The sequence below is a fragment of the Aureispira sp. CCB-QB1 genome (genome assembly GCF_000724545.1).
In the GTDB taxonomy this organism is placed as follows: domain Bacteria; phylum Bacteroidota; class Bacteroidia; order Chitinophagales; family Saprospiraceae; genus Aureispira.
Map to the genome: position 1 here is coordinate 1 of NZ_JHBV01000011.1, position 18,744 is coordinate 18,744.

Genomic DNA, 18,744 nt, shown 5'->3' on the forward strand with positions numbered 1-18,744 from the left:
ATTTACCTTGCTGCTAATAAAGCAGCTTTCAATGAACTCAATTTATTAAAGATGGGTAATCCATCTTTTGCGTAACTTCAGTTCCTAATTAGTTTTTAGGTGAAGCAGCTATATTGATAAATACTTAGATAAGGATTGTCAAGAGAAATGATACATGGCGCAACTTTATAGTTAGTATGTTAAGAGGAATATTTTTATGATAAAAAAAATAAGTATCTGGTAGATAGTAGACTACAACTTTGATGCTGCCTCTTTTTTTGAGCAAATAAAGAAAATAAGTAGCATTGAGCTTACAAATGTTTAACAAAAAAAGGCTGTTTTTTTTAATAAAAAAGTTGTATATTCGCAGACCTCCCCCTGCCTAATTTGGGCAATTGTCCAAAAGCTTTCGTGTTGGCAATAACTATTTTTTTACTTGCACCCATCATTAAAAAAGCATCAGATAGTCTAGTCTGCTTTTTGTCTTGATAGTAAGAAAACTAAAAACAGTTTACGATATGATTTCTTTTGGTTCATACACTAAAACACTTTGTAACTAAGTTAACCAAAAAGTTAATAATCAATTCTTCTTATAAAACCAATCCATTCTTTTTTATTTATGAAAATAGCACTAACAATTTGTTTATTTTGGGGAATTTGCCTGACAATACAAGCCCAATATCCGAACCAAAGTACCACTCGCTCAGGAGCACGTTCAAGTTTAGCTCCATTTTATCATGGGGTTGCATCGGGAGATCCTCTTAGTGACGCTGTTATTATATGGACTAGAGTAACAACAACAGATACGATAGAAACAGTCAAGTGGCGCATGGCTACAGATACGGCAATGGTGAATGTTATTGATTCGGGAACAGTAACAACCTCTAATGCCATAGATTATACAGTGAAGGTAGATGTTACAGGACTAATGCCAAATACATTTTATTATTATGAATTTGAAGCTGATGGCATGTTGTCTATTATAGGGAGAACAAAAACAGCACCAGTTGGAGATGTAGATAGTTTAAGGTTTGCAGTCGTTTCGTGCGCCTCTTATGCACATGGGTATTTTAATGCATACGATAGAATCACAGAACGCAATGATGTGTCTGCTATTTTGCATTTGGGGGATTATTACTATGAATATGGAGATGGTGAATACGGAAGCGATCGTACTTATCAGCCTGCTAATGAGATTATTAATTTGAGTGACTATAGAATGCGCTTGTCTCATTACCGATTGGATAATTCACTGATGCGTTTGCATCAACAATATCCTTTTATTTGTGTCTGGGATGATCACGAGACTGCCAATAACTCTTGGTATGGGGGAGCTGGTAATCACGATGCAGGAGAAGGAAACTGGTTCAATAGAAAAGCGGAAGCGATCAAAGCTTACTACGAATGGATGCCATTGCGTATGCCTGATCCAGCAGTTGATACACAAAGAATCTATAGAAAATTCCGTTATGGTGATCTTTTAGAATTGCATATGTTAGATACTCGTTTGCAAGGAAGAGAAGAACAAGGGTTTTCTAATGCTAATGCACCTGGACGTACTATACTGGGGGCAGATCAATTTAATTGGTTGTGTCATAATATGGATACCTCAACAGCACAATGGCAAATTATAGGCCAACAAGTTATGATGGCTCCTTTTGATGTTAATCCATTTCCTTTTGGACAACAATATGGCAACGATGACCAATGGGATGCTTACGAAATCGAACGAACTAGCTTGTACGACTCTATTTTTGCCAATAATATTGAGAATGTCGTTGTTTTGACAGGAGATATTCATACTTCTTGGGCAAACGACCTTCCTACCAGTACTTACAATGGTTCTACAGGGGCAGGCTCAGCAGGGGTAGAGTTTGTGGTGACCAGCGTCACATCTCCAGGGTTACCTGCGGCACAAAGTGTTGGAGCAGCTGTCTTGCAAAGTTTAAACGATCATATGAAGTATATTGATTTGGCAGAGAAAGGGTATTATGTTTTGGATGTCAACAAAACACGTGCACAAGCAGATTGGTACTATGTGGATAGAATTGATCAAATTAGCTCAGTAGAAAATTATGGTGCTTCTTGGAAAACAGATGATGGAACTCGCCATTTGAGCAATGGTACGATTGCGGCTTTGCCAAGTGCTAGCCAAATTGGAGCGCCTGCACCTTATAATCCTAGAAATTGTATTACTTCTACGGCTGATGTTGAAGATACGTACGAAAATGTTTTGTTAAGCATTTACCCGAATCCTTTTACAGAACAAATTACCATTCAATATACGATTACCAAAGATGGTCCTGTAAAAATGTATTTGTTTGATGCCTTAGGAAGATCGTTGGCAACGCAAGACTTTGGAAATGTTGCTAGTGGTATACAACGAACGACTTTTAGTATAAATAATCTACTACCAGGAAGCTATGTCTTGGTGCTGGATATTAATGGAAAGAAAGAACAGCGTATTGTTGTAAAAAAATAAAACCATAGGTTGAGTCAATTGAAAATTTAAGGATTCATTCTCAGTGAAAAAATCTTTAAATTTTCAATTGATATTTGTTATAACCCAAAATTTTGAACCCAATAACCTCCCCATTCACTACCTTCGACATAAATATATGCCAAGCCAATATATTTGGCTTCTTTATCTAGGATATTAGCACGATGCCCTTTGCTAGACATCCAATCACGCATGACTTGTTCGGGGGACTGATTGCCAACAGCAATATTTTCTGCTCTTGAAAAAAGACTTCCTTTTAGAAAACGATCCATTCGTTCAAAAACAGAACAAACTTTCTTATATGACCCGTTGGTGCGTCGATCTTTGGATTCATGGTCAAAGTAATTGTCTACAGCCATATCCATGGCGTGATAGCGAGCAGCATAGGTAAGTTGCTCATTTAATATTAATGGTTTTCGGTGTCGTTTGGCACGTTCTTTATTGACCAAAGCTAGCAACTCTTGTTCAAAGCTATTTTTAGAGGAACTGATTTTTTCATTTCCTGTTGGAATGCCTTTAAAGTCTTGGGCAGTTATTGATAAAGAAAAGGATAAACATAATCCTAATAATAAATATTTAGCAGCAGTAATTGGGAGATTGATTTGCTTGTTGTTCATTTTTCAAAACTTAATAAAGAGCCATAAAATTTGCTAAAGATAACTCTTAGCTACTGAAACTTGTTGTGTATATTAGATTAATATTTACTAATTTTATGCCAAGCTGTGGGAACAATTTGTTCTTACTAAAAATTCTCTATAAGTGACCTTTTGTTAGATTGTATTGAAGATATACCAAATAAAAATGATGTATAATAAAACGATATTGAGCCTATTTTTTTTCTTGTACTGCTGTAGTATGCTTGTAGGGCAAGATATTCCAAACGCAGTTTTAGTTGGGTATATTTATGAGAGTAATAACCGAGGTTATCTCAATGAAGTAAAAGTAACTATAAGTTCTGAAGATAGTGTGCATCAATTAAAAACAATTACTGATGTACAGGGAAAGTTTGAAGTGAAAATTCCAATTATAAATGGAACGTATACAATAGAAGCTAAAAAATCAGCTTTTCAGACAGGAAGAACAACCATTACGACTCAAGGACGTCGAGCCAATGAAGGAATATTTACTAAGTTGGAGTTGTCTAGGTTGCCAGGGTATACATTAGATATGACTTTAACTGATTTGGTAGATGAAACAAATCCTGGAGCACCTGCATATGGGATAGAAGGGGCTCACATCGAAATTTATAACAATACATTACAAAAAGAGGTGGTTAATATTGCGAAGCATCCTAGCCATCGAATTCAGTGCCATTTGGAGCAAGGGAATGAATACATTTTCTTGTTAAGAAAAGAGGGGTATTATGCTAAGCGAATGAGAGCAAATGTGAATGTAAATGGATGTATTCTCTGTATGGAGGGTTTTGGTACCGTTACGCCTAGTGTAACAGACAACTTAACCAAAGAGAATACTATGGGAACTTTGGGGACAAATGTTATGATGAAAAAAGTAGTCTTGAATGAAAAGATGAAAATGGAAAATATTTACTACGATTTGGGAAAAGCAACGTTGCGTCCAGAGGCAAAACCTCAGTTAGATGAGTTGGCTCAAATGATGTATGACAATCCTCAAATTGTAGTAGAACTAAGTGCGCATACAGACTCTAGAGGAAACAATCAAGCTAATATGGAACTATCGCAGCGTAGAGCAAATGCTGTTGTTAACTATATCAAAGCAAAAGTTCCTGTTCAAAAAAATCAAATAGAGGCAAAGGGGTATGGAGAAACACAACCTGTTAACTCTTGTGTTGACGGAGTCGAGTGTACTGAGGAATTGTATCAACAGAATCGAAGAACGGAATTGACCGTAATTGATATTTTAGCAGAAGATCCTATGCAGGTGCGTTCGTTATCATCTATGATGCAAGAACGCAATTTTGATTTAATTTTGGAAGCCAATAATCAGGCGTATGCAGAAGGAGGAGCAACGACCGAACTGTACCATCGTTCTATGCCTTCGAAACCTCAAACAATGAGTGCAGCATACAATGGGTACAAAATTCAGCTCTTAGACAAAAAAGGAGATTTATCTACGAATCACTTTTTGTTTTATGAGTTTGATGTGATTTTTATTGACTTATTAAAAGAGCAACATTATGCTTTTTTGATAGGAGATTATGCCGATTATAAGACCGCCCAAGAGGCATTAGTAAATTATAAGCAACAGTTTCCAACAGCAAAAATTGTTGCTTATAAAAATGGTCTGAGAATACCGTAAAATACACCACTGTACCCTCAATAATTTTGTTGGTAACGAATTAAAAATTGTTGAAAGGTGTCGGCAAGAAATGGGCGTTGCTCACTCAAGCGATGGTTGTCTTGAATTAAGTGTACCTTTGCATTGGTATGTTTGCCAAAACGAATAGAATGTGAATAAGGAACTATTGTATCTTGCCAACCATGTATGATTTCAATGTTTGTTGTTGTGGGATGATAGTCTTGAATGGGGTAGTTGGGCAAATAAAGTGCAGGACACATCAAAAATAGAGCGTCAACGGTACATTTTTGGGCAACAACAGTAGCCACATAACCTCCCATACTGGAACCTACTAAAATAAGGTTTTGAGTCGGTTGTCCTTCTATGAATTGAAGCAGCAGTTTGACCCGTTCGTTTACATTTTTGCAGTTGGTATAATCCATAGAATAGGTTTCAAAACCCATCTTTTGAGCGATGGATGATAGCAATTGGATCTTAGCTCCATGCGGTCCACTTTCTTTGCCGTGTGAAAATATAATAAACATAATATCAATTCGTAGTTCGCAGTATGTATAGGGGCGTTCTTATTTGTTGTTTGTAATTCTCTTAGTTAGATAATGGAGGGATAAAAAGTTATAAGTAAGAAGCATCAAACAACAAGGGTAAAATATCTTTCACACTTTGTACAACATAAATCTCCCCAATGTCACCCTGCAAAATCAATCGAATATCAGATTGATGTCTGGTCTCATTTTCATAAATTACTTGACGACAAGAGCCACAAGGAGGAATTGGTCGATCTATATTGCCTTTGGCACTAATAATGGTTATGGCAACAGCCTTAATAGCAATATTGGGATATTGTGCTGCCGCCGAAAAAACAGCGTTCCGTTCGCCACACATGGTGACAGGAAATGCGGCATTTTCTTGATTGTTGCCAATTACAATCGCCTCATTGTCCATCAAAACAGCTGCACCTACTTTAAAATTAGAATAAGGGGCATAAGCTCCTTTTGCCGCTTCTTTGGCTGTAGCCAATAATTGTGCATCTATCTCGCTCAATTCGGCAATAGATTTAGCAACTTCTATTTCAGATTGCAAAGTGATTTTTTTCATACTGATTTCTTTCATTCCTTAGAATGTTACAAATGAATCGCAAAATATTCGTTTGGAATTATGGTTTTTTTAATAGTAAAACTACATTTGTGTATAAAACAGTCCTAATAATAAAATAATAGCTTTTGGGGAAGTCAAGTCGGATAATTTTAACCAGACAAGAACCCTTTTTATAAAAGCAATAGCCTATAAACTTACAAAAGTTTATAATAAAAATAGTATAAAAATGAAGAAGATATTGATTATTGGAGCAGGACGTTCTGCAACATCTCTTATCCAATACCTACTAAAACATGCAGCAGCACATAATTGGGAAATTACAGTAGCAGATGCAGACATAGCTTTGGCAGAAGAGAAGGTAAAAGGACATGATAAAGGAACAGTAGTGACATTTAATGCTTTAGATGCCGAAGAAAGGTTGCCTCATTTGGAAGCAGCAGATTTTGTTGTTTCTATGCTGCCTGCACATTTGCATATTCATGTTGCAAAAGATTGCTTGCGTTTGGGCAAGGATTTGGCAACAGCTTCTTATGTTTCTCCTGAGTTGAAAGAATTGCATGAAGAAGTAAAGGGGAAAGGACTAATTTTCTTGAATGAAATTGGTTTGGATCCTGGAATTGACCACATGTCCGCTATGCAGATGATTAATAGTATCCGTGCCAAAGGTGGCAAAATTAGCGCATTCTATTCTTATGCAGGGGGATTGGTCGCTCCAGAAAGTGATACAAATCCTTGGCATTATAAATTTTCTTGGAACCCTCGAAATGTTGTTTTGGCAGGACAAGGTGTTTCTCAATATTTATACGAACATCGTTATCGCCATACTCCTTATCATAGATTGTTTAGCAAATCGGACTTAGTTTATATTCCTACAATGGGGTGGTACGATGCTTATCCAAATAGAACATCTCTAAAATACAAGGATTCTTATGGTTTGGATGACATTCCAACTATTATGCGTGGAACACTTCGCTACAAAGGATTTTGCAAAGCGTGGGATATTTTGGTGCGTTTAGGGTTGACAGATGATACTTATAAAATGGAATATTCGGATGACTTAACCTATCGCCAATGGGTGAGAAGTTATTTGTCACCAACTTTAGAACGAGTAGGGTACGGAACATTGAGAACTCAAATTGCCACGCTTTTTGATTTGAATATGGCTGACGAAGCTTTGGATAAACTAGAGTGGCTGGGGCTGTTTTCTGATGAAAAAATACCTTTAGATGAAGCGACTTCTGCGCAAATTTTGCAAGAATTATTAGAGCGTAAATGGAAATTAGAGCCTGAAGATAAGGATATGATTTTGATGCAACATGAGGTAGAGTATGAACTAGATCATCAGAAAAAACGCCATTTGTCTACGTTGATTTTCTATGGAGAAAACAGTTCTAACACGGCTATGTCTAAGTTGGTTGGTTTGCCTTTGGCAATTGGAGTAAAGAATATTCTGCTAGGGAATATCACCTCAAAAGGTGTGTTAATTCCAATTACCCCAGAAATTTATGAGCCTGTTATGAAAGAATTGGAAGAACTTGGAGTTGGCTTTACATCTATGGATGTAGACTTGGAGTCTTTTAATGAGTATTTCCCAAATGAAATGTAAGACTTGTTTGACTAGATGTTAATGGTATCTTTTATATTATTAAAAGGCATAAAATCAAAGAAGAACAAAACAAAGTATAGCGAGAAATTGTTTGGGCTAGGAATTTAGCGCAATGAAATTTTTTAGACACGCTCTCATTTATCGTTTTTTGATTACTCAAACTTTACCAAAATCTATGAGTTATCAAAGAGCTCTTATTATAAAAAAATAAAAACATGAAAGAGGCATATATTGTAGATGGTATTCGTACGGCAATTGGAAATTTTTGTGGAACATTAGCACCTATTCGTACAGACGATTTAGGAGCTTTGGTGATCAAAGAACTCGTTAAGAGAAATCCAAATATTCCTTTAGAAGCGTATGACGATGTCATTATGGGCTGTGCCAATCAGGCAGGGGAGGACAACCGAAATGTAGCTCGTATGTGTTTGTTGTTAGCAGGGTTGCCTTGGTCTGTTCCTGGCGAGACGGTTAATCGACTCTGTTCGTCTGGCATGTCGGCTATTATTCATGCCAACCGTGCTATCAAGGCTGGTGATGGTGATTTGTTTATTTCAGGTGGAGTGGAGCATATGACACGTGGTCCATGGGTGATTTCTAAGGTGTCTAAGCCATTTGGTAGAGATGCACAAATGCACGATTCTAGTTTTGGATGGCGTTTTGTCAATCCCAAAATGAAAGAATTGTACGGGGTAGATGGAATGGGAGTAACGGCTGAAAATTTGGCAGAATTATATAATATCAATAGAATAGACCAAGATAAGTTTGCCTATTGGTCACAAATGAAAGCTACAAAAGCTCAAGAAAGTGGTCGTTTGGCAGAAGAAATTGTAGCGGTATCGATTCCTCAAAGAAAGAAAGATCCTATTATTTTTGATCAAGACGAATTTATCAAGCCCAATACTTCTTTGGAAGTACTAGGAAAATTACGTACAGCGTTTAAAAAAGAAGGTGGAACTGTAACGGCTGGCAATGCATCGGGATTAAACGATGGTGCTGCTGCAACAATTATCGCTTCTGAAGATGCTGTAAAACAATACAATTTAAAACCATTGGCAAGGATTGTATCTTCTGCTGTTGTTGGTGTAGAGCCTAGAATTATGGGCATAGGTCCTGTCAAAGCCTCTCAAAAAGCATTGGAAAAAGCAGGTTTGACCTTAGACGATATGGATATCATTGAATTGAATGAGGCCTTTGCTGCTCAAAGCTTGGCTTGTACACGTGCTTTAGGTTTGGCAGATGATGATGCTCGTATTAATCCAAATGGTGGAGCCATTGCTATTGGTCATCCGCTAGGAGTTACAGGAACTCGTATCATGCACTCAGCAGCTTTAGAGTTACAAAAAACAGGTAAGCGTTATGCCTTGGTAACCATGTGTATTGGTGTTGGTCAAGGATATGCAACCATCATTGAAAAGGCTTAAAAGGCTATGATGAAAAATGCTTTAGGGCATTCAAAATAGGCAAGTTGTAAGTTTAACAAGACGTTAGGCTTACAACTTTTTTTTTATAAAAAAAGGGAATCTGCTTGCTCAATTGATTTGGGGTAATTGGGGGATTTTTATTTTTATTTGGTGGTTTTCTAAAAACTGTTCGACTTTAGTATGAATCTTGATATAAAACTATCAATCAATTATTCCAAACATAAATTAGAAAGAATGAAGTATATAATAATTGCTGGTCTTATAGGGTTATTTTCTGTGCAGAGTGTGGCACAAGATTGCTTGTATGAAAAAAATGAGGTAGATGCTTTTGATAATAAAGTAGAACGATTGACGGAAGCAATCGTTATTGCCCAAAAAGTTAAACGAGATGGCGCTTTGCCGCTGCGGAAGGTAATGGCACAATTTCGACAAATTGGAGAGAAGCGATACTTTGTCTTAAAGTTCCCTGTGACAATGGTTATGTCTCCAACGTTTACAGATAACAATGCTCGGAATCAGCTAATTTTGTTGTTAGAAAATAAAGAAAAAATAAAATTACCATTGGCTGACCTGATGCGAAATGTAGAGGATAAGGTAGAGTTTCGTTATGCAACCGATTTTGTACTAAAAGAATCTACGATAGCTTTATTAAAACAATACAGAATTACAGATATACGTGTAGGGATGAAAAATAATACTTTTGATGTGCATCTTAGAGAGGGAGCCGCAGGAATGTTGATGGATGCTTTAGAATGTATCAAATAAGACGATTAATTGTATACTATATTTTTGAAGAAGGTAGATGCTTAAATGTGTCTACCTTTTTTTTCTTTTTATATCAAAAAGAAGAATCGAACACCAATTAATTTTGCCTTTATCAAGATACTTTTTTTCTTTGTAAGGATTACTAGTATATTTGAGTAGGCAAACACAAATAACTAGTAAGGTTGGTTGATGCAATCCTTCGTGAGTGCTGTACAATTGATACAAAGATGTTTTTTGTTTTTGGGACAGCAAAGCAAAGAGTTAAGCGATAGCCGAGTTGGCTTGTGCTACCAGTACAAAGGAGCTGCTTATAAAATACTATGTAGTAGCAACAAAGCTAATCCACGAAGTATTATTTATATACATAGAACTTACAATTAAAAACAAAATATAGTATGGCTAATAAATTAGATAACTTCATCTTAGGTCAATGGACACCTTATGATGGCGATGGAATTATACAGCATAATGCAGTAACAGGTGCTGCTATATCCGCAGTGAATGGCGATGGAATGGACTTTGCTGCCATTTTGGATTACGGACGAAAAGTGGGAAATAGAAATTTGCGAACCATGACTTTCTTAGAGCGTGGTTTGATGCTTAAAAAGTTAGCCTTGTTCTTGCATAAAAAACGCAAAGAATATTATCCTATTAGTTATATGTCAGGTGCGACTAAAACAGATAGTTGGATTGATATAGATGGCGGGATAGGAACTTTATTTGCTTATGCAAGTTTAAGAAAAAAGTTTTCTGACCAGCCTTATTATGTAGATGGAGAAATGGTGGGTTTATCTAAGGAAGGTAGTTTTGTTGGGCATCATATTATGGTTCCCAAAGCGGGCGTTGCGGTTCACATCAACGCATTTAACTTTCCTATTTGGGGAATGTTAGAAAAGTTAGCGGTTAATTTATTAGCAGGGATGCCAGCAGTTGTCAAGCCAGCTGAGCAAACATCTTATTTGACACAAGTAATGGTCAAAGATATCATTGCTTCTGGAATTTTGCCAGAAGGAGCCTTGCAATTGGTTTGTGGTTCTGGAATTGGAATCTTAGACACGGTCAATTCGCAAGATGTTGTTACTTTTACAGGATCTGCGCATACTGGGCGTATGTTGAAGGCATTGCCACATATTATTAATGAAGCTGTTACGTTCAATATGGAAGCGGATTCATTAAACTGTTCTGTACTAGGACCTGATGCAACACCAGATACGGAAGAGTTTCAACTATTTATTAAAGAGGTTCATCGTGAAATGACTGTTAAGACGGGGCAGAAGTGTACTGCAATTCGCCGTATTATTGTCCCCGAAAACTTGGTGGAAGACGTGCAATTAGCTTTGAGTGCTCGATTGAAAAAAACAACCATTGGAGATCCTCAGGCTGAAGGCGTAAGAATGGGCTCTTTGGCAAGTCATGAACAGCTAAGTGAAGTATTAAAATCAGCTCAGTTATTATCACAAGAAAACGAATTAGTCTATGGTAGTTTTGAGCGTGATTTTGAAGTAATTGGTGCAGATGTCAACAAAGGGGCTTTCTTGGCTCCAATGTTATTCTTAAATGACAATCCTTTCCAAAAAACAGAAGTACATAGCATTGAGGCTTTTGGTCCAATTAGTACCATTATGCCTTACAAAAATATAGAGGAAGCAGTAGAGCTGGCCAATATGGGAAAAGGTTCATTAGTTAGCTCAATTGCTACTTATGATGATACTATAGCTAGACAATATGTCTTAGGAGCAGCAACGCATCACGGTCGTATTCTGGTACTAAATAGAGAATCTGCTAAAGAGAGTACGGGGCATGGTTCTCCGATGCCTTTGATGGCACATGGTGGTCCTGGTCGTGCTGGTGGAGGTGAAGAAATGGGTGGTTTGCGTGGTGTAAAACATTATTTGCAACGCACTGCTATTCAAGGGACACCGACTACATTGACGCATTTGACAGGGGTTTATCAGTATGGAGCAAAAGGAATTGAGCATCCTGTACATCCATTCCGCAAGCACTTTGAAGAATTAAAGGTAGGCGAGCAATGGATTACAGCGAAACATACGGTAACCGTAGCAGATATAGTCAACTTTGCCAATGTTAGCGGTGACCATTTCTATGCGCATACAGACGAAACTTCTTTGGATGGAACTATCTTTGAAGGTCGTGTGGCGCATGGCTATTGGGTACTAGCAAAAGCAGCAGGTTTGTTTGTAGAGGCAAAAAAAGGTCCTGTTTTGTTAAATTATGGCTTGGATGAATGTCGTTTTACAAAACCAGTGTATCCTGGGATGACAATTGGGGTTAAATTTACAGTAAAAGAGAAAGTAGATCAAGAAAAGAAAAGTGAAGATGATATCGCCAAAGGTATTGTGAAATTTATGGTGGACGTTTATGATGAAACGGGAGAGACTTGTGCGTTAGCAACCATTTTAACGATGGTACGCAAACTAGATCAAGATGGCGAAGTGATTGCAGTGGATTAAACTTCTTTATTGTAACTTAGTATAGAAGTAATAAAATTAGTTTTATGAGCAATAATGTTGAATAAATAGATAATTAATAATGGAAGATAAAAGAGAATTAGGCTCAGTAGAAGTGAGCATTGAAAATAAGGTGGCTACTATTGAATTTTTTCACCCTTCACACAACTCTCTCCCTGGTAAGTTGTTGGCAAAATTGGCAGATACGATTACCGAAGTAGGAAAAGATGATGAAGTAGTTGTTATTATTCTAAAAAGTAGCGGAGAACGTACATTCTGTGCAGGAGCTAGTTTCGATGAGTTGATTTCTATCAAAGATTTTGAGACAGGTCATGCCTTTTTTATGGGGTTTGCTAATGTTATCAATGCGTGTAGAAAATGTCCTAAACTTATTATAGGACGGGTACATGGAAAAGCTGTTGGTGGTGGTGTCGGCGTTGCCTCAGCTGTAGATTATTGTTATGCTACTCGATATGCTGCTGTAAAATTGAGTGAATTGGCAATCGGAATTGGTCCTTTTGTTGTTGGTCCAGCGGTTGAACGCAAAGTTGGAACTTCTGCTTTTTCTCAAATGGCAATCAATGCAACAGCTTGGTACTCGCCAGAATGGGCACAGCAGCAAGGCTTGTATGCTGACGTATCAGAAACAGTAGAGGAAATGGATACAAAGATATCTTTGTTAGCAAGCACATTGGCTAAGTCTAACCCAGAAGCACAGCAATTGTTGAAAAAAGTATTTTGGGAAGGAACGGAGCAATGGGACGATTTGTTGTCTGAACGTGCCGCTATGAGTGGTCGATTGGTTTTGTCTGATTTTACAGTTGAAGCAATCAATACTTTTAAGGCGAAAGTAAAACAAAAGTAACGGATTGGTTATGATATTAAAAGCCCCCTAGCAAATGTTCAATTGGTTAGGGGGCTTGTTTGATTATTTCAACCACAAAAAAACAGCAATTAACAAGAGTATAAAACTACTAAAAGAACTCCAAGTTCGATATAGATTGAACTGATTCCAAGGCTGCTCGATTTGGATTCTTAATTCATCCAAGACGTCAGGCGATAGAATTTCTAAATGGCTTTGATCTAGTATATTGTTGAGAGGAATATTGCCTAGAATAGTAACCAAAAACGTCCCGATAAAATAAAGAATTCCTGCACTTAAAATCAATCTAAATATATTGGGAGGAGCTGTTACATAGTTGAAGGCAATACTTAAAAGTAACATTGCAATAGGAGCTAAAAATGCTATATAAAATAAAGGGTTTAGAATGACTCGATTCATGGCTTGCAATGCTTTGAGGTATTCCAAAGAATTTAGTTTGCCAATGCCTGGTGTAACCGCATTGGTCCACGTAAAAAAAATCCCTGCCATAAAGCCAGTGCTAAGTACGGCTAGCAACAATAATAGTAATGAAAGTTTCATTGTTTTGTATTAGAATTAAGATTTTGCTTGAAAATTAAGTAAAGGTGCTTTACTCCAAAGCTTTATGAATAGTGCCTTTGAGAGAATTGACTGGTAGTATTTTGAAAGAAAAAAATTATAAAAAGCAACTAAACACTAATAGGACAAACCTGGGGATTTAAAGAGATAATGGTTGCTGTATAGTTGTTGTAGTATGAAATGAGCAATATCAGCTCTAGAAATTTTTAACTTTAGAGAGCGATGGGAAGGAGAAAAACCATGTTGATAGTTTTTGGTTTGAGGACCATCGGTGAACGCTCCTGGTCGTACAATTGTCCAATTTAAGTTGCTCTGAGTGACGAAACGCTCTTGTTGTTGGTGATCTAGAAAAACAGGTTTTAAAAACCATCCAAACATGATGTATTTCCAAAAGAAATTCAAGTTGCTGTAGCTATTTCCTGCCCCTAATGTCGATTGGCAAATCAAGCGATTTACCCCTGTTTTTTCCATTGCTTGGATAATATGTTGAGTACCGATAGAGCGAACAACACTTTTTCTATTTGCTCCAGCACCTAGAACAACAATAACAGCTTCTTTTCCTATTATGGCTTTTTCTACCGCTTCTTTGTGCAAAACATCTCCTTGTATTTTGTAAAGTTTGGGATGATCGAACTCGTTGAGTTTGCTAATATCTCTACTAAATGTGCTGACTTCATGCCCTTGTTCTAAAGCTTGTTGTATCAAATGCTTTCCAACCGTTCCTGAGGCTCCAAATATAATGACTTTCATGGCTAATTTTGTTTATGATTGTGTTTAAGTGAATTAGTAACACAAAGGTAGGCTAGCTAAATGCCAAAGAATAGAACAAAACCGACAAAGTATAAAGGGAAGATTAGAATTGATTTTTTAGATAAAAAGAAGGGGTTTGACCAGTGTATTTTTTAAACGTTCGAATAAAATGAGATTGATCGGCAAAGCCACTATCTAAGCCAACCTCTGTTAGTTTATCAAAATTTGAGGTGTGGAGCTGATTCAAGGAACATTGAAATTGTATAATTCGAGCAAATTGTTTGGGGCTTAGTCCTACTTCTGTTCTAAAATGGCGCTCAAAAGTCCGTTCAGTGAGATAAACTTGGTGCAAAATATCTTTGATTTTAATTTGACCTTTTTGTTGAATAATAATACTAATAGCTTTTTGGATGCTATCATTTGGAGGAACGGCATGAGCATCAATTAATGCAGCTGCCAATTCAGTCAAAATTTGACTTTGAGTTTTTAGGCTGTTAGTTGCTTTGAGGCGTTGTAAATAGACAGAGGCATCTACTTGTTGGGTAGATAGTAAGTCATAACATTCATCGTTTAGGGTACGAGGGTTAATGTTTAGGAGGTATTTAGAAGCAAAAGGGTAGAGCTGAAGAACGATAAATCTATATGGACCTTGAACATCTAAGGAAACAGGGGCTATGGTTTGACCATATAAAAACAATTCAGATAGTTTTTTCTTTTTGGGAAGTAAATAAAAGCCATTGGATGATTGTTGAAACATGATACCAGGGTAACCATCTGCATATAAGGGGATATGTGTATGAGCATTTTTAGCATTATTTTCTCCTTCCATAATACAATTAACAAAAGGCTTTAATTTATTGCTGACTTCGTAGTTTATTTTATTCATAAAGGAGATAACGATTTGTAATTAAATCAATCTATTAAATTTCTTGCCTCTTTTGATACATAGAGTCAATTAGTGGTTAGCTTTTTTTATGAAGTAGATGACCTCATTACTAAGTATAAAAATCTATAAAATATAAAAAAAAGGCAATAGAAGTAATTTGCTTAGAGAACTAAGTACTGTTTGCAAATAATTAACACTTTGTCAAAGATTTGTGTTAAAAGTAGCAATGTATTTTAACAAAAAATCCTCCATGTTGCACCACGGATTCATAAGTTTTTGTTAACACGTAAAGTCTTAGGAAAAAGTTAAAATTTGCCTATAAACAAACTAATATAGCACATTGTTGCAGTGACAAAATAGAAGAACGATAAAATAGAAAAATGAGTAAGATTTAAAGCGAAAATTTGCAATTATATGTTTTAAATAGCCTCTTAGCAAAAGCTTTTGAATAGCTTTTGGGGTTATTGTAATCTATTGATAATTAATTGAATAGAATTTAGTTTAGAGCTTGGTTTTAGATGGTGAGTTTGATTTTTTGGTTAGATTAAGTCTATATCTATTTGTTTTTTTGATAAATAGGATTAGGCAAAGAAACTACATGAAAATATGTACTAAGTTTCATAAGTTAAAGTAGAGTAGTAGTTTAAAAATATACTGGATTCTAAACAAAAAAAGATGTACTTTTGCGCTGTCTTAAGGTTAATGTAATACTAAGTTAACATTTAGACGAAACCAAAACTTCATTTTATTTAACCAACAAACTTCTAAAATTATGAAGAAATTGACTTTAGCTGCTATCGTTATGATGGTAATAGCAGTACTAGGTACTTCTTGTACAAAAACTCAAACTGCTCCAGCTGAGCCAGGAACAGCAATGGTAACTCTTCACTTAGGTATCAACACAGATGAAACAAACGATACTACTTACAACGGTAGTGCAATGACTCAATATGAGAACGTTCCTGCTGGAACTGTTGTTAAATTTGTGGTAAACTCTGAGAAATTACAAGAGAATCCTGTTGCTGGATATTCTTATGACAAATTAACTTATGACGGTACTGTAGATGCTTCTGGTGATGTAGTAGTTGAGTTGCCAGCTATCGGAACTCCTTACGATGTAGATGTTAAATTCCCAGATTTGGAATTGGACGTTAGAAGAGAGCGTTTTAATACGGTAACAGGTAACGATGAAGTAATCACAGAGACTGAAATCTTCACGAAAGGAGATGAGGCTGTTTCTGTTTGGGATGGTGCTGTAATTATCCAAGAACACAACTATTAAAAAGAATCTTTTAGTTTATGTTAAAGAACAAGGTTGCAAACTTTGTTTCGCATTTTATTGGTTTTGTTGAATAGCAAGATCATAAAAAACACAAACTATCAAAAAAACTTATGTAATGAAAAAAGTATTATTATTAGTAGTATGTTCTTTCTTGTTTTTTGGTGCTAATGCACAAGATGAGCCACTAACAGGCAAAAAAGGACAACTAATTCTTCCTGAATCTGGTGATATCGGATTGGGAGTTAACATGATTCCTTTCTTTAACTGGTTTGGAAACTCTTTTAACAATAATTCAAATAACCTATACGCTTCTTCTAACAAGTTTTTCAATGTATTTGGAAACTCTGTTATTATGGGGAAATACATGTTGTCAGAGAAAACAGCTGCTCGTGTACACTTTGGTTTTAACTTGAGTTCTGTGACAGAAAACCAATACGTTAGAGATAATTCTTCTAACAATCCAATGGATATGGTTTTGGATTCTAGAAAAGCAGATAACGGACACTATACATTAGCATTGGGTTACGAAATGAGAAGAGGTAAAGGTCGTATCCAAGGATACTATGGTCTTGATCTTATTTTGAGATTACAACAATCTACTGGATATATCTATTCTTATGGTAATGGATATTCTAACGCTAACGTTGTTCCTACATCTTACGATTGGGGAACAAACATCAATGGTAACGAAAGAGTATTGACTGATGGATCAAGCACTACTTTTGGCGTTGGACTTAGAGGTTTTGTAGGAGTAGAATACTTCGTAGCACCTAAACTTTCTCTAGGAGTAGAGTTTGGATGGGGGCTTGCATTGAACTCTACATTTGAAAGAACAACTTCTTCTGAGTACTTTAATGTTACTACAGGTGAAGCAGGAATCAACAATACTACTACTGGCGCAACAACTGCATTTTCTGCTGGTGTTGACAACATGAATGGTGCTGTATTTATGTTCTTTTATTTCTAATAAAGAATATATACACTATAATAACATAACTAAAGAGGCTGTCTGAAAAGGGCAGCCTCTTTTTGTATTTACTAGTTCAATTCTTAGTAATCATTTTTTTCCGATTACTTAATTCCCCAATACCATGCAATAATGAGATGTATTGCAACAAAAAAAATTAAAATGAAAATAACAACTATATGTCTATTACTCTTCATTAGCTTTGTTCACCTTCAAGCTCAAGACGAACTTTTGACAAATGATAAAGGACAGGTTATTGTTCCCGAAAAAGGTGACATAGGTCTAGGAGTGAATATGATTCCTGTATTTTATTGGCTTGGAAATTCTTTTAATTCAACAGCTAATAACAATTACGCGAACAACGATAAATTTTTTGCAGTTTTTGGCAATTCGGTACTGATTGGAAAATACATGTTGACAAATCAATCGGCACTAAGACTAGCTTGGGGTATTAATTTGGGGCATTCTGTCAAAGAACAATATATACAAGATGATGCCTCTAACGATCCTTCTACAATGGTAAAAGATAGTCGTACATTAAACTGGAGTCAAGCAAGCTTAGGATTGGGATATGAAATGCGAAAAGGCAAGGGCAGGTTACAAGGTTTTTGGGGAGGCGATATTCGTCTTACTTATAATCAAAGTAGTGATTATCGTTATACATATGGTAATGGTTACTCATTATCCAATCTTGTTCCTACCTCGTATGATTGGGGCACCAACTTAAATGGAAACAAAAGAACAATAGCTCATACGGGATTGAATGCTTTTGGTGTTGGACTTAGAGGTTTTGTAGGTGCCGAATATTTTGTTGCACCCAAGGTTTGTATTGGAGCAGAGTTTGGATGGGGAGTAATGTATCAGCATACATTGGCGACAACAATTTCTGAAGAGTACTTCAATGTTGTTAATCAGGAGGTTGCTGTTGAACATAATTATATTGCTGCAAAAAATGAAGTTACGGCTGGCGTTGATAATTTTGATGGAACAATTTATTTAATGTTCTTTTTTAATACCAATGGTCAGGCTACGCCTCAAAAGAGCAGGGATAATGTTAATAAAACAGAAAAAAAGAGCAAAAAAAGTGTGCGCGGAAATAGTCGTTTTTAACAAAGAAAAGTTGGACTCTACTTCGTTGCTTGAGAATATTGATTATCAAAAATATAAACAATTTTAAAGCAAGAGTAGTTTGTGCAAAACACAGTATTAAGGGGCGTTTAAGTTGTTGGGGAGAATATTAATTTCTTCAACAACTTTTTTTATTGGTGTTCTTGTAGGCACAATTGTTGAATAGCAATTAAAAA

16 protein-coding genes are annotated in these 18,744 nt (G+C 36.2%); 10 read left to right on the top strand and 6 right to left on the bottom strand.

Annotated features, from left to right (window positions below; genetic code table 11):
• The first annotated feature begins 598 nt into the window (after window positions 1-598).
• A complete protein-coding gene (locus CG11_RS04380) occupies window positions 599-2,461 on the top strand; it encodes an alkaline phosphatase D family protein (protein WP_052593538.1) in 1,863 nt (620 codons plus the stop codon).
• A 77-nt stretch (window positions 2,462-2,538) separates the two neighbouring features.
• On the opposite strand, the gene CG11_RS04385 is transcribed toward CG11_RS04380, so the two are convergent.
• Complete coding sequence (locus tag CG11_RS04385) at window positions 2,539-3,096, bottom strand: CAP domain-containing protein (protein ID WP_052593539.1); 558 nt, start codon at window positions 3,094-3,096, stop codon at window positions 2,539-2,541.
• A gap of 184 nt (window positions 3,097-3,280) precedes the next feature.
• Here CG11_RS04385 and CG11_RS04390 point away from each other — a divergent pair, with 184 nt between their 5' ends.
• Window positions 3,281-4,756, top strand: coding sequence for an OmpA family protein (locus tag CG11_RS04390; protein WP_081909456.1), 1,476 nt, complete (start codon window positions 3,281-3,283; stop codon window positions 4,754-4,756).
• A gap of 17 nt (window positions 4,757-4,773) precedes the next feature.
• On the opposite strand, the gene CG11_RS04395 is transcribed toward CG11_RS04390, so the two are convergent.
• A complete protein-coding gene (locus CG11_RS04395) occupies window positions 4,774-5,280 on the bottom strand; it encodes an alpha/beta hydrolase (RefSeq protein ID WP_063833007.1) in 507 nt (168 codons plus the stop codon).
• 88 nt (window positions 5,281-5,368) lie between these two features.
• Entirely contained in the window at window positions 5,369-5,851 is a 483-nt protein-coding gene (locus CG11_RS04400; protein WP_052593594.1) for a cytidine deaminase, read from the bottom strand.
• A 226-nt stretch (window positions 5,852-6,077) separates the two neighbouring features.
• Between CG11_RS04400 and CG11_RS04405 the strand changes: the two genes are divergently transcribed.
• From CG11_RS04405 to CG11_RS04430, 5 genes are all read left to right on the top strand, one after another.
• Entirely contained in the window at window positions 6,078-7,457 is a 1,380-nt protein-coding gene (locus CG11_RS04405) for a saccharopine dehydrogenase C-terminal domain-containing protein (protein ID WP_052593545.1), read from the top strand.
• 215 nt (window positions 7,458-7,672) lie between these two features.
• Window positions 7,673-8,881, top strand: coding sequence for a 3-oxoadipyl-CoA thiolase (gene pcaF, locus CG11_RS04410; RefSeq protein WP_052593548.1), 1,209 nt, complete (start codon window positions 7,673-7,675; stop codon window positions 8,879-8,881).
• Window positions 8,882-9,115: 234 nt separating this feature from the next.
• The gene (locus CG11_RS04415) at window positions 9,116-9,646 is read left to right on the top strand and encodes a hypothetical protein (RefSeq protein ID WP_156039655.1); all 531 of its coding nucleotides are present in this window, start codon (window positions 9,116-9,118) and stop codon (window positions 9,644-9,646) included.
• 395 nt (window positions 9,647-10,041) lie between these two features.
• A complete protein-coding gene (gene paaZ / locus CG11_RS04425) occupies window positions 10,042-12,117 on the top strand; it encodes a phenylacetic acid degradation bifunctional protein PaaZ (protein WP_052593554.1) in 2,076 nt (691 codons plus the stop codon).
• Between the two features lie 79 nt (window positions 12,118-12,196).
• Window positions 12,197-12,979, top strand: coding sequence for an enoyl-CoA hydratase/isomerase family protein (locus CG11_RS04430; RefSeq protein WP_052593556.1), 783 nt, complete (start codon window positions 12,197-12,199; stop codon window positions 12,977-12,979).
• A 63-nt stretch (window positions 12,980-13,042) separates the two neighbouring features.
• Here CG11_RS04430 and CG11_RS04435 read toward each other — a convergent pair whose 3' ends face one another.
• From CG11_RS04435 to CG11_RS04445, 3 genes are all read right to left on the bottom strand, one after another.
• A complete protein-coding gene (locus CG11_RS04435; protein WP_052593557.1) occupies window positions 13,043-13,537 on the bottom strand; it encodes a DUF1772 domain-containing protein in 495 nt (164 codons plus the stop codon).
• Window positions 13,538-13,672: 135 nt separating this feature from the next.
• Entirely contained in the window at window positions 13,673-14,305 is a 633-nt protein-coding gene (locus CG11_RS04440) for an NAD(P)-dependent oxidoreductase (protein WP_052593559.1), read from the bottom strand.
• Between the two features lie 103 nt (window positions 14,306-14,408).
• A complete protein-coding gene (locus tag CG11_RS04445) occupies window positions 14,409-15,191 on the bottom strand; it encodes a helix-turn-helix transcriptional regulator (protein WP_052593561.1) in 783 nt (260 codons plus the stop codon).
• A 772-nt stretch (window positions 15,192-15,963) separates the two neighbouring features.
• Between CG11_RS04445 and CG11_RS04450 the strand changes: the two genes are divergently transcribed.
• The 3 genes from CG11_RS04450 to CG11_RS04460 all read left to right on the top strand — a co-directional run bounded on the left by CG11_RS04450 (window position 15,964) and on the right by CG11_RS04460 (window position 18,550).
• Complete coding sequence (locus CG11_RS04450) at window positions 15,964-16,473, top strand: hypothetical protein (RefSeq protein WP_052593563.1); 510 nt, start codon at window positions 15,964-15,966, stop codon at window positions 16,471-16,473.
• Between the two features lie 115 nt (window positions 16,474-16,588).
• Window positions 16,589-17,440, top strand: a complete 852-nt coding sequence (locus tag CG11_RS04455) for a hypothetical protein (RefSeq protein WP_052593565.1) — start codon at window positions 16,589-16,591, stop codon at window positions 17,438-17,440.
• A gap of 162 nt (window positions 17,441-17,602) precedes the next feature.
• A complete protein-coding gene (locus tag CG11_RS04460) occupies window positions 17,603-18,550 on the top strand; it encodes a hypothetical protein (protein WP_052593566.1) in 948 nt (315 codons plus the stop codon).
• The last annotated feature ends 194 nt before the right edge of the window (window positions 18,551-18,744 follow it).

What these genes read in the sequence shown, in the direction of transcription:
- CG11_RS04450 (WP_052593563.1), top strand. Translation starts at nt 15,964, where the DNA reads ATGAAGAAATTGACTTTAGCTGCTATCGTTATGATGGTAATAGCAGTA.
- CG11_RS04395 (WP_063833007.1), bottom strand. Translation starts at nt 5,280, where the DNA reads ATGTTTATTATATTTTCACACGGCAAAGAAAGTGGACCGCATGGAGCT.
- CG11_RS04445 (WP_052593561.1), bottom strand. Translation starts at nt 15,191, where the DNA reads ATGAATAAAATAAACTACGAAGTCAGCAATAAATTAAAGCCTTTTGTT.
- pcaF (WP_052593548.1), top strand. Translation starts at nt 7,673, where the DNA reads ATGAAAGAGGCATATATTGTAGATGGTATTCGTACGGCAATTGGAAAT.
- CG11_RS04430 (WP_052593556.1), top strand. Translation starts at nt 12,197, where the DNA reads ATGGAAGATAAAAGAGAATTAGGCTCAGTAGAAGTGAGCATTGAAAAT.
- CG11_RS04435 (WP_052593557.1), bottom strand. Translation starts at nt 13,537, where the DNA reads ATGAAACTTTCATTACTATTATTGTTGCTAGCCGTACTTAGCACTGGC.
- CG11_RS04440 (WP_052593559.1), bottom strand. Translation starts at nt 14,305, where the DNA reads ATGAAAGTCATTATATTTGGAGCCTCAGGAACGGTTGGAAAGCATTTG.
- CG11_RS04405 (WP_052593545.1), top strand. Translation starts at nt 6,078, where the DNA reads ATGAAGAAGATATTGATTATTGGAGCAGGACGTTCTGCAACATCTCTT.
- CG11_RS04415 (WP_156039655.1), top strand. Translation starts at nt 9,116, where the DNA reads ATGAAGTATATAATAATTGCTGGTCTTATAGGGTTATTTTCTGTGCAG.
- CG11_RS04455 (WP_052593565.1), top strand. Translation starts at nt 16,589, where the DNA reads ATGAAAAAAGTATTATTATTAGTAGTATGTTCTTTCTTGTTTTTTGGT.
- CG11_RS04400 (WP_052593594.1), bottom strand. Translation starts at nt 5,851, where the DNA reads ATGAAAAAAATCACTTTGCAATCTGAAATAGAAGTTGCTAAATCTATT.
- CG11_RS04460 (WP_052593566.1), top strand. Translation starts at nt 17,603, where the DNA reads ATGAAAATAACAACTATATGTCTATTACTCTTCATTAGCTTTGTTCAC.
- CG11_RS04385 (WP_052593539.1), bottom strand. Translation starts at nt 3,096, where the DNA reads ATGAACAACAAGCAAATCAATCTCCCAATTACTGCTGCTAAATATTTA.
- paaZ (WP_052593554.1), top strand. Translation starts at nt 10,042, where the DNA reads ATGGCTAATAAATTAGATAACTTCATCTTAGGTCAATGGACACCTTAT.
- CG11_RS04390 (WP_081909456.1), top strand. Translation starts at nt 3,281, where the DNA reads ATGATGTATAATAAAACGATATTGAGCCTATTTTTTTTCTTGTACTGC.
- CG11_RS04380 (WP_052593538.1), top strand. Translation starts at nt 599, where the DNA reads ATGAAAATAGCACTAACAATTTGTTTATTTTGGGGAATTTGCCTGACA.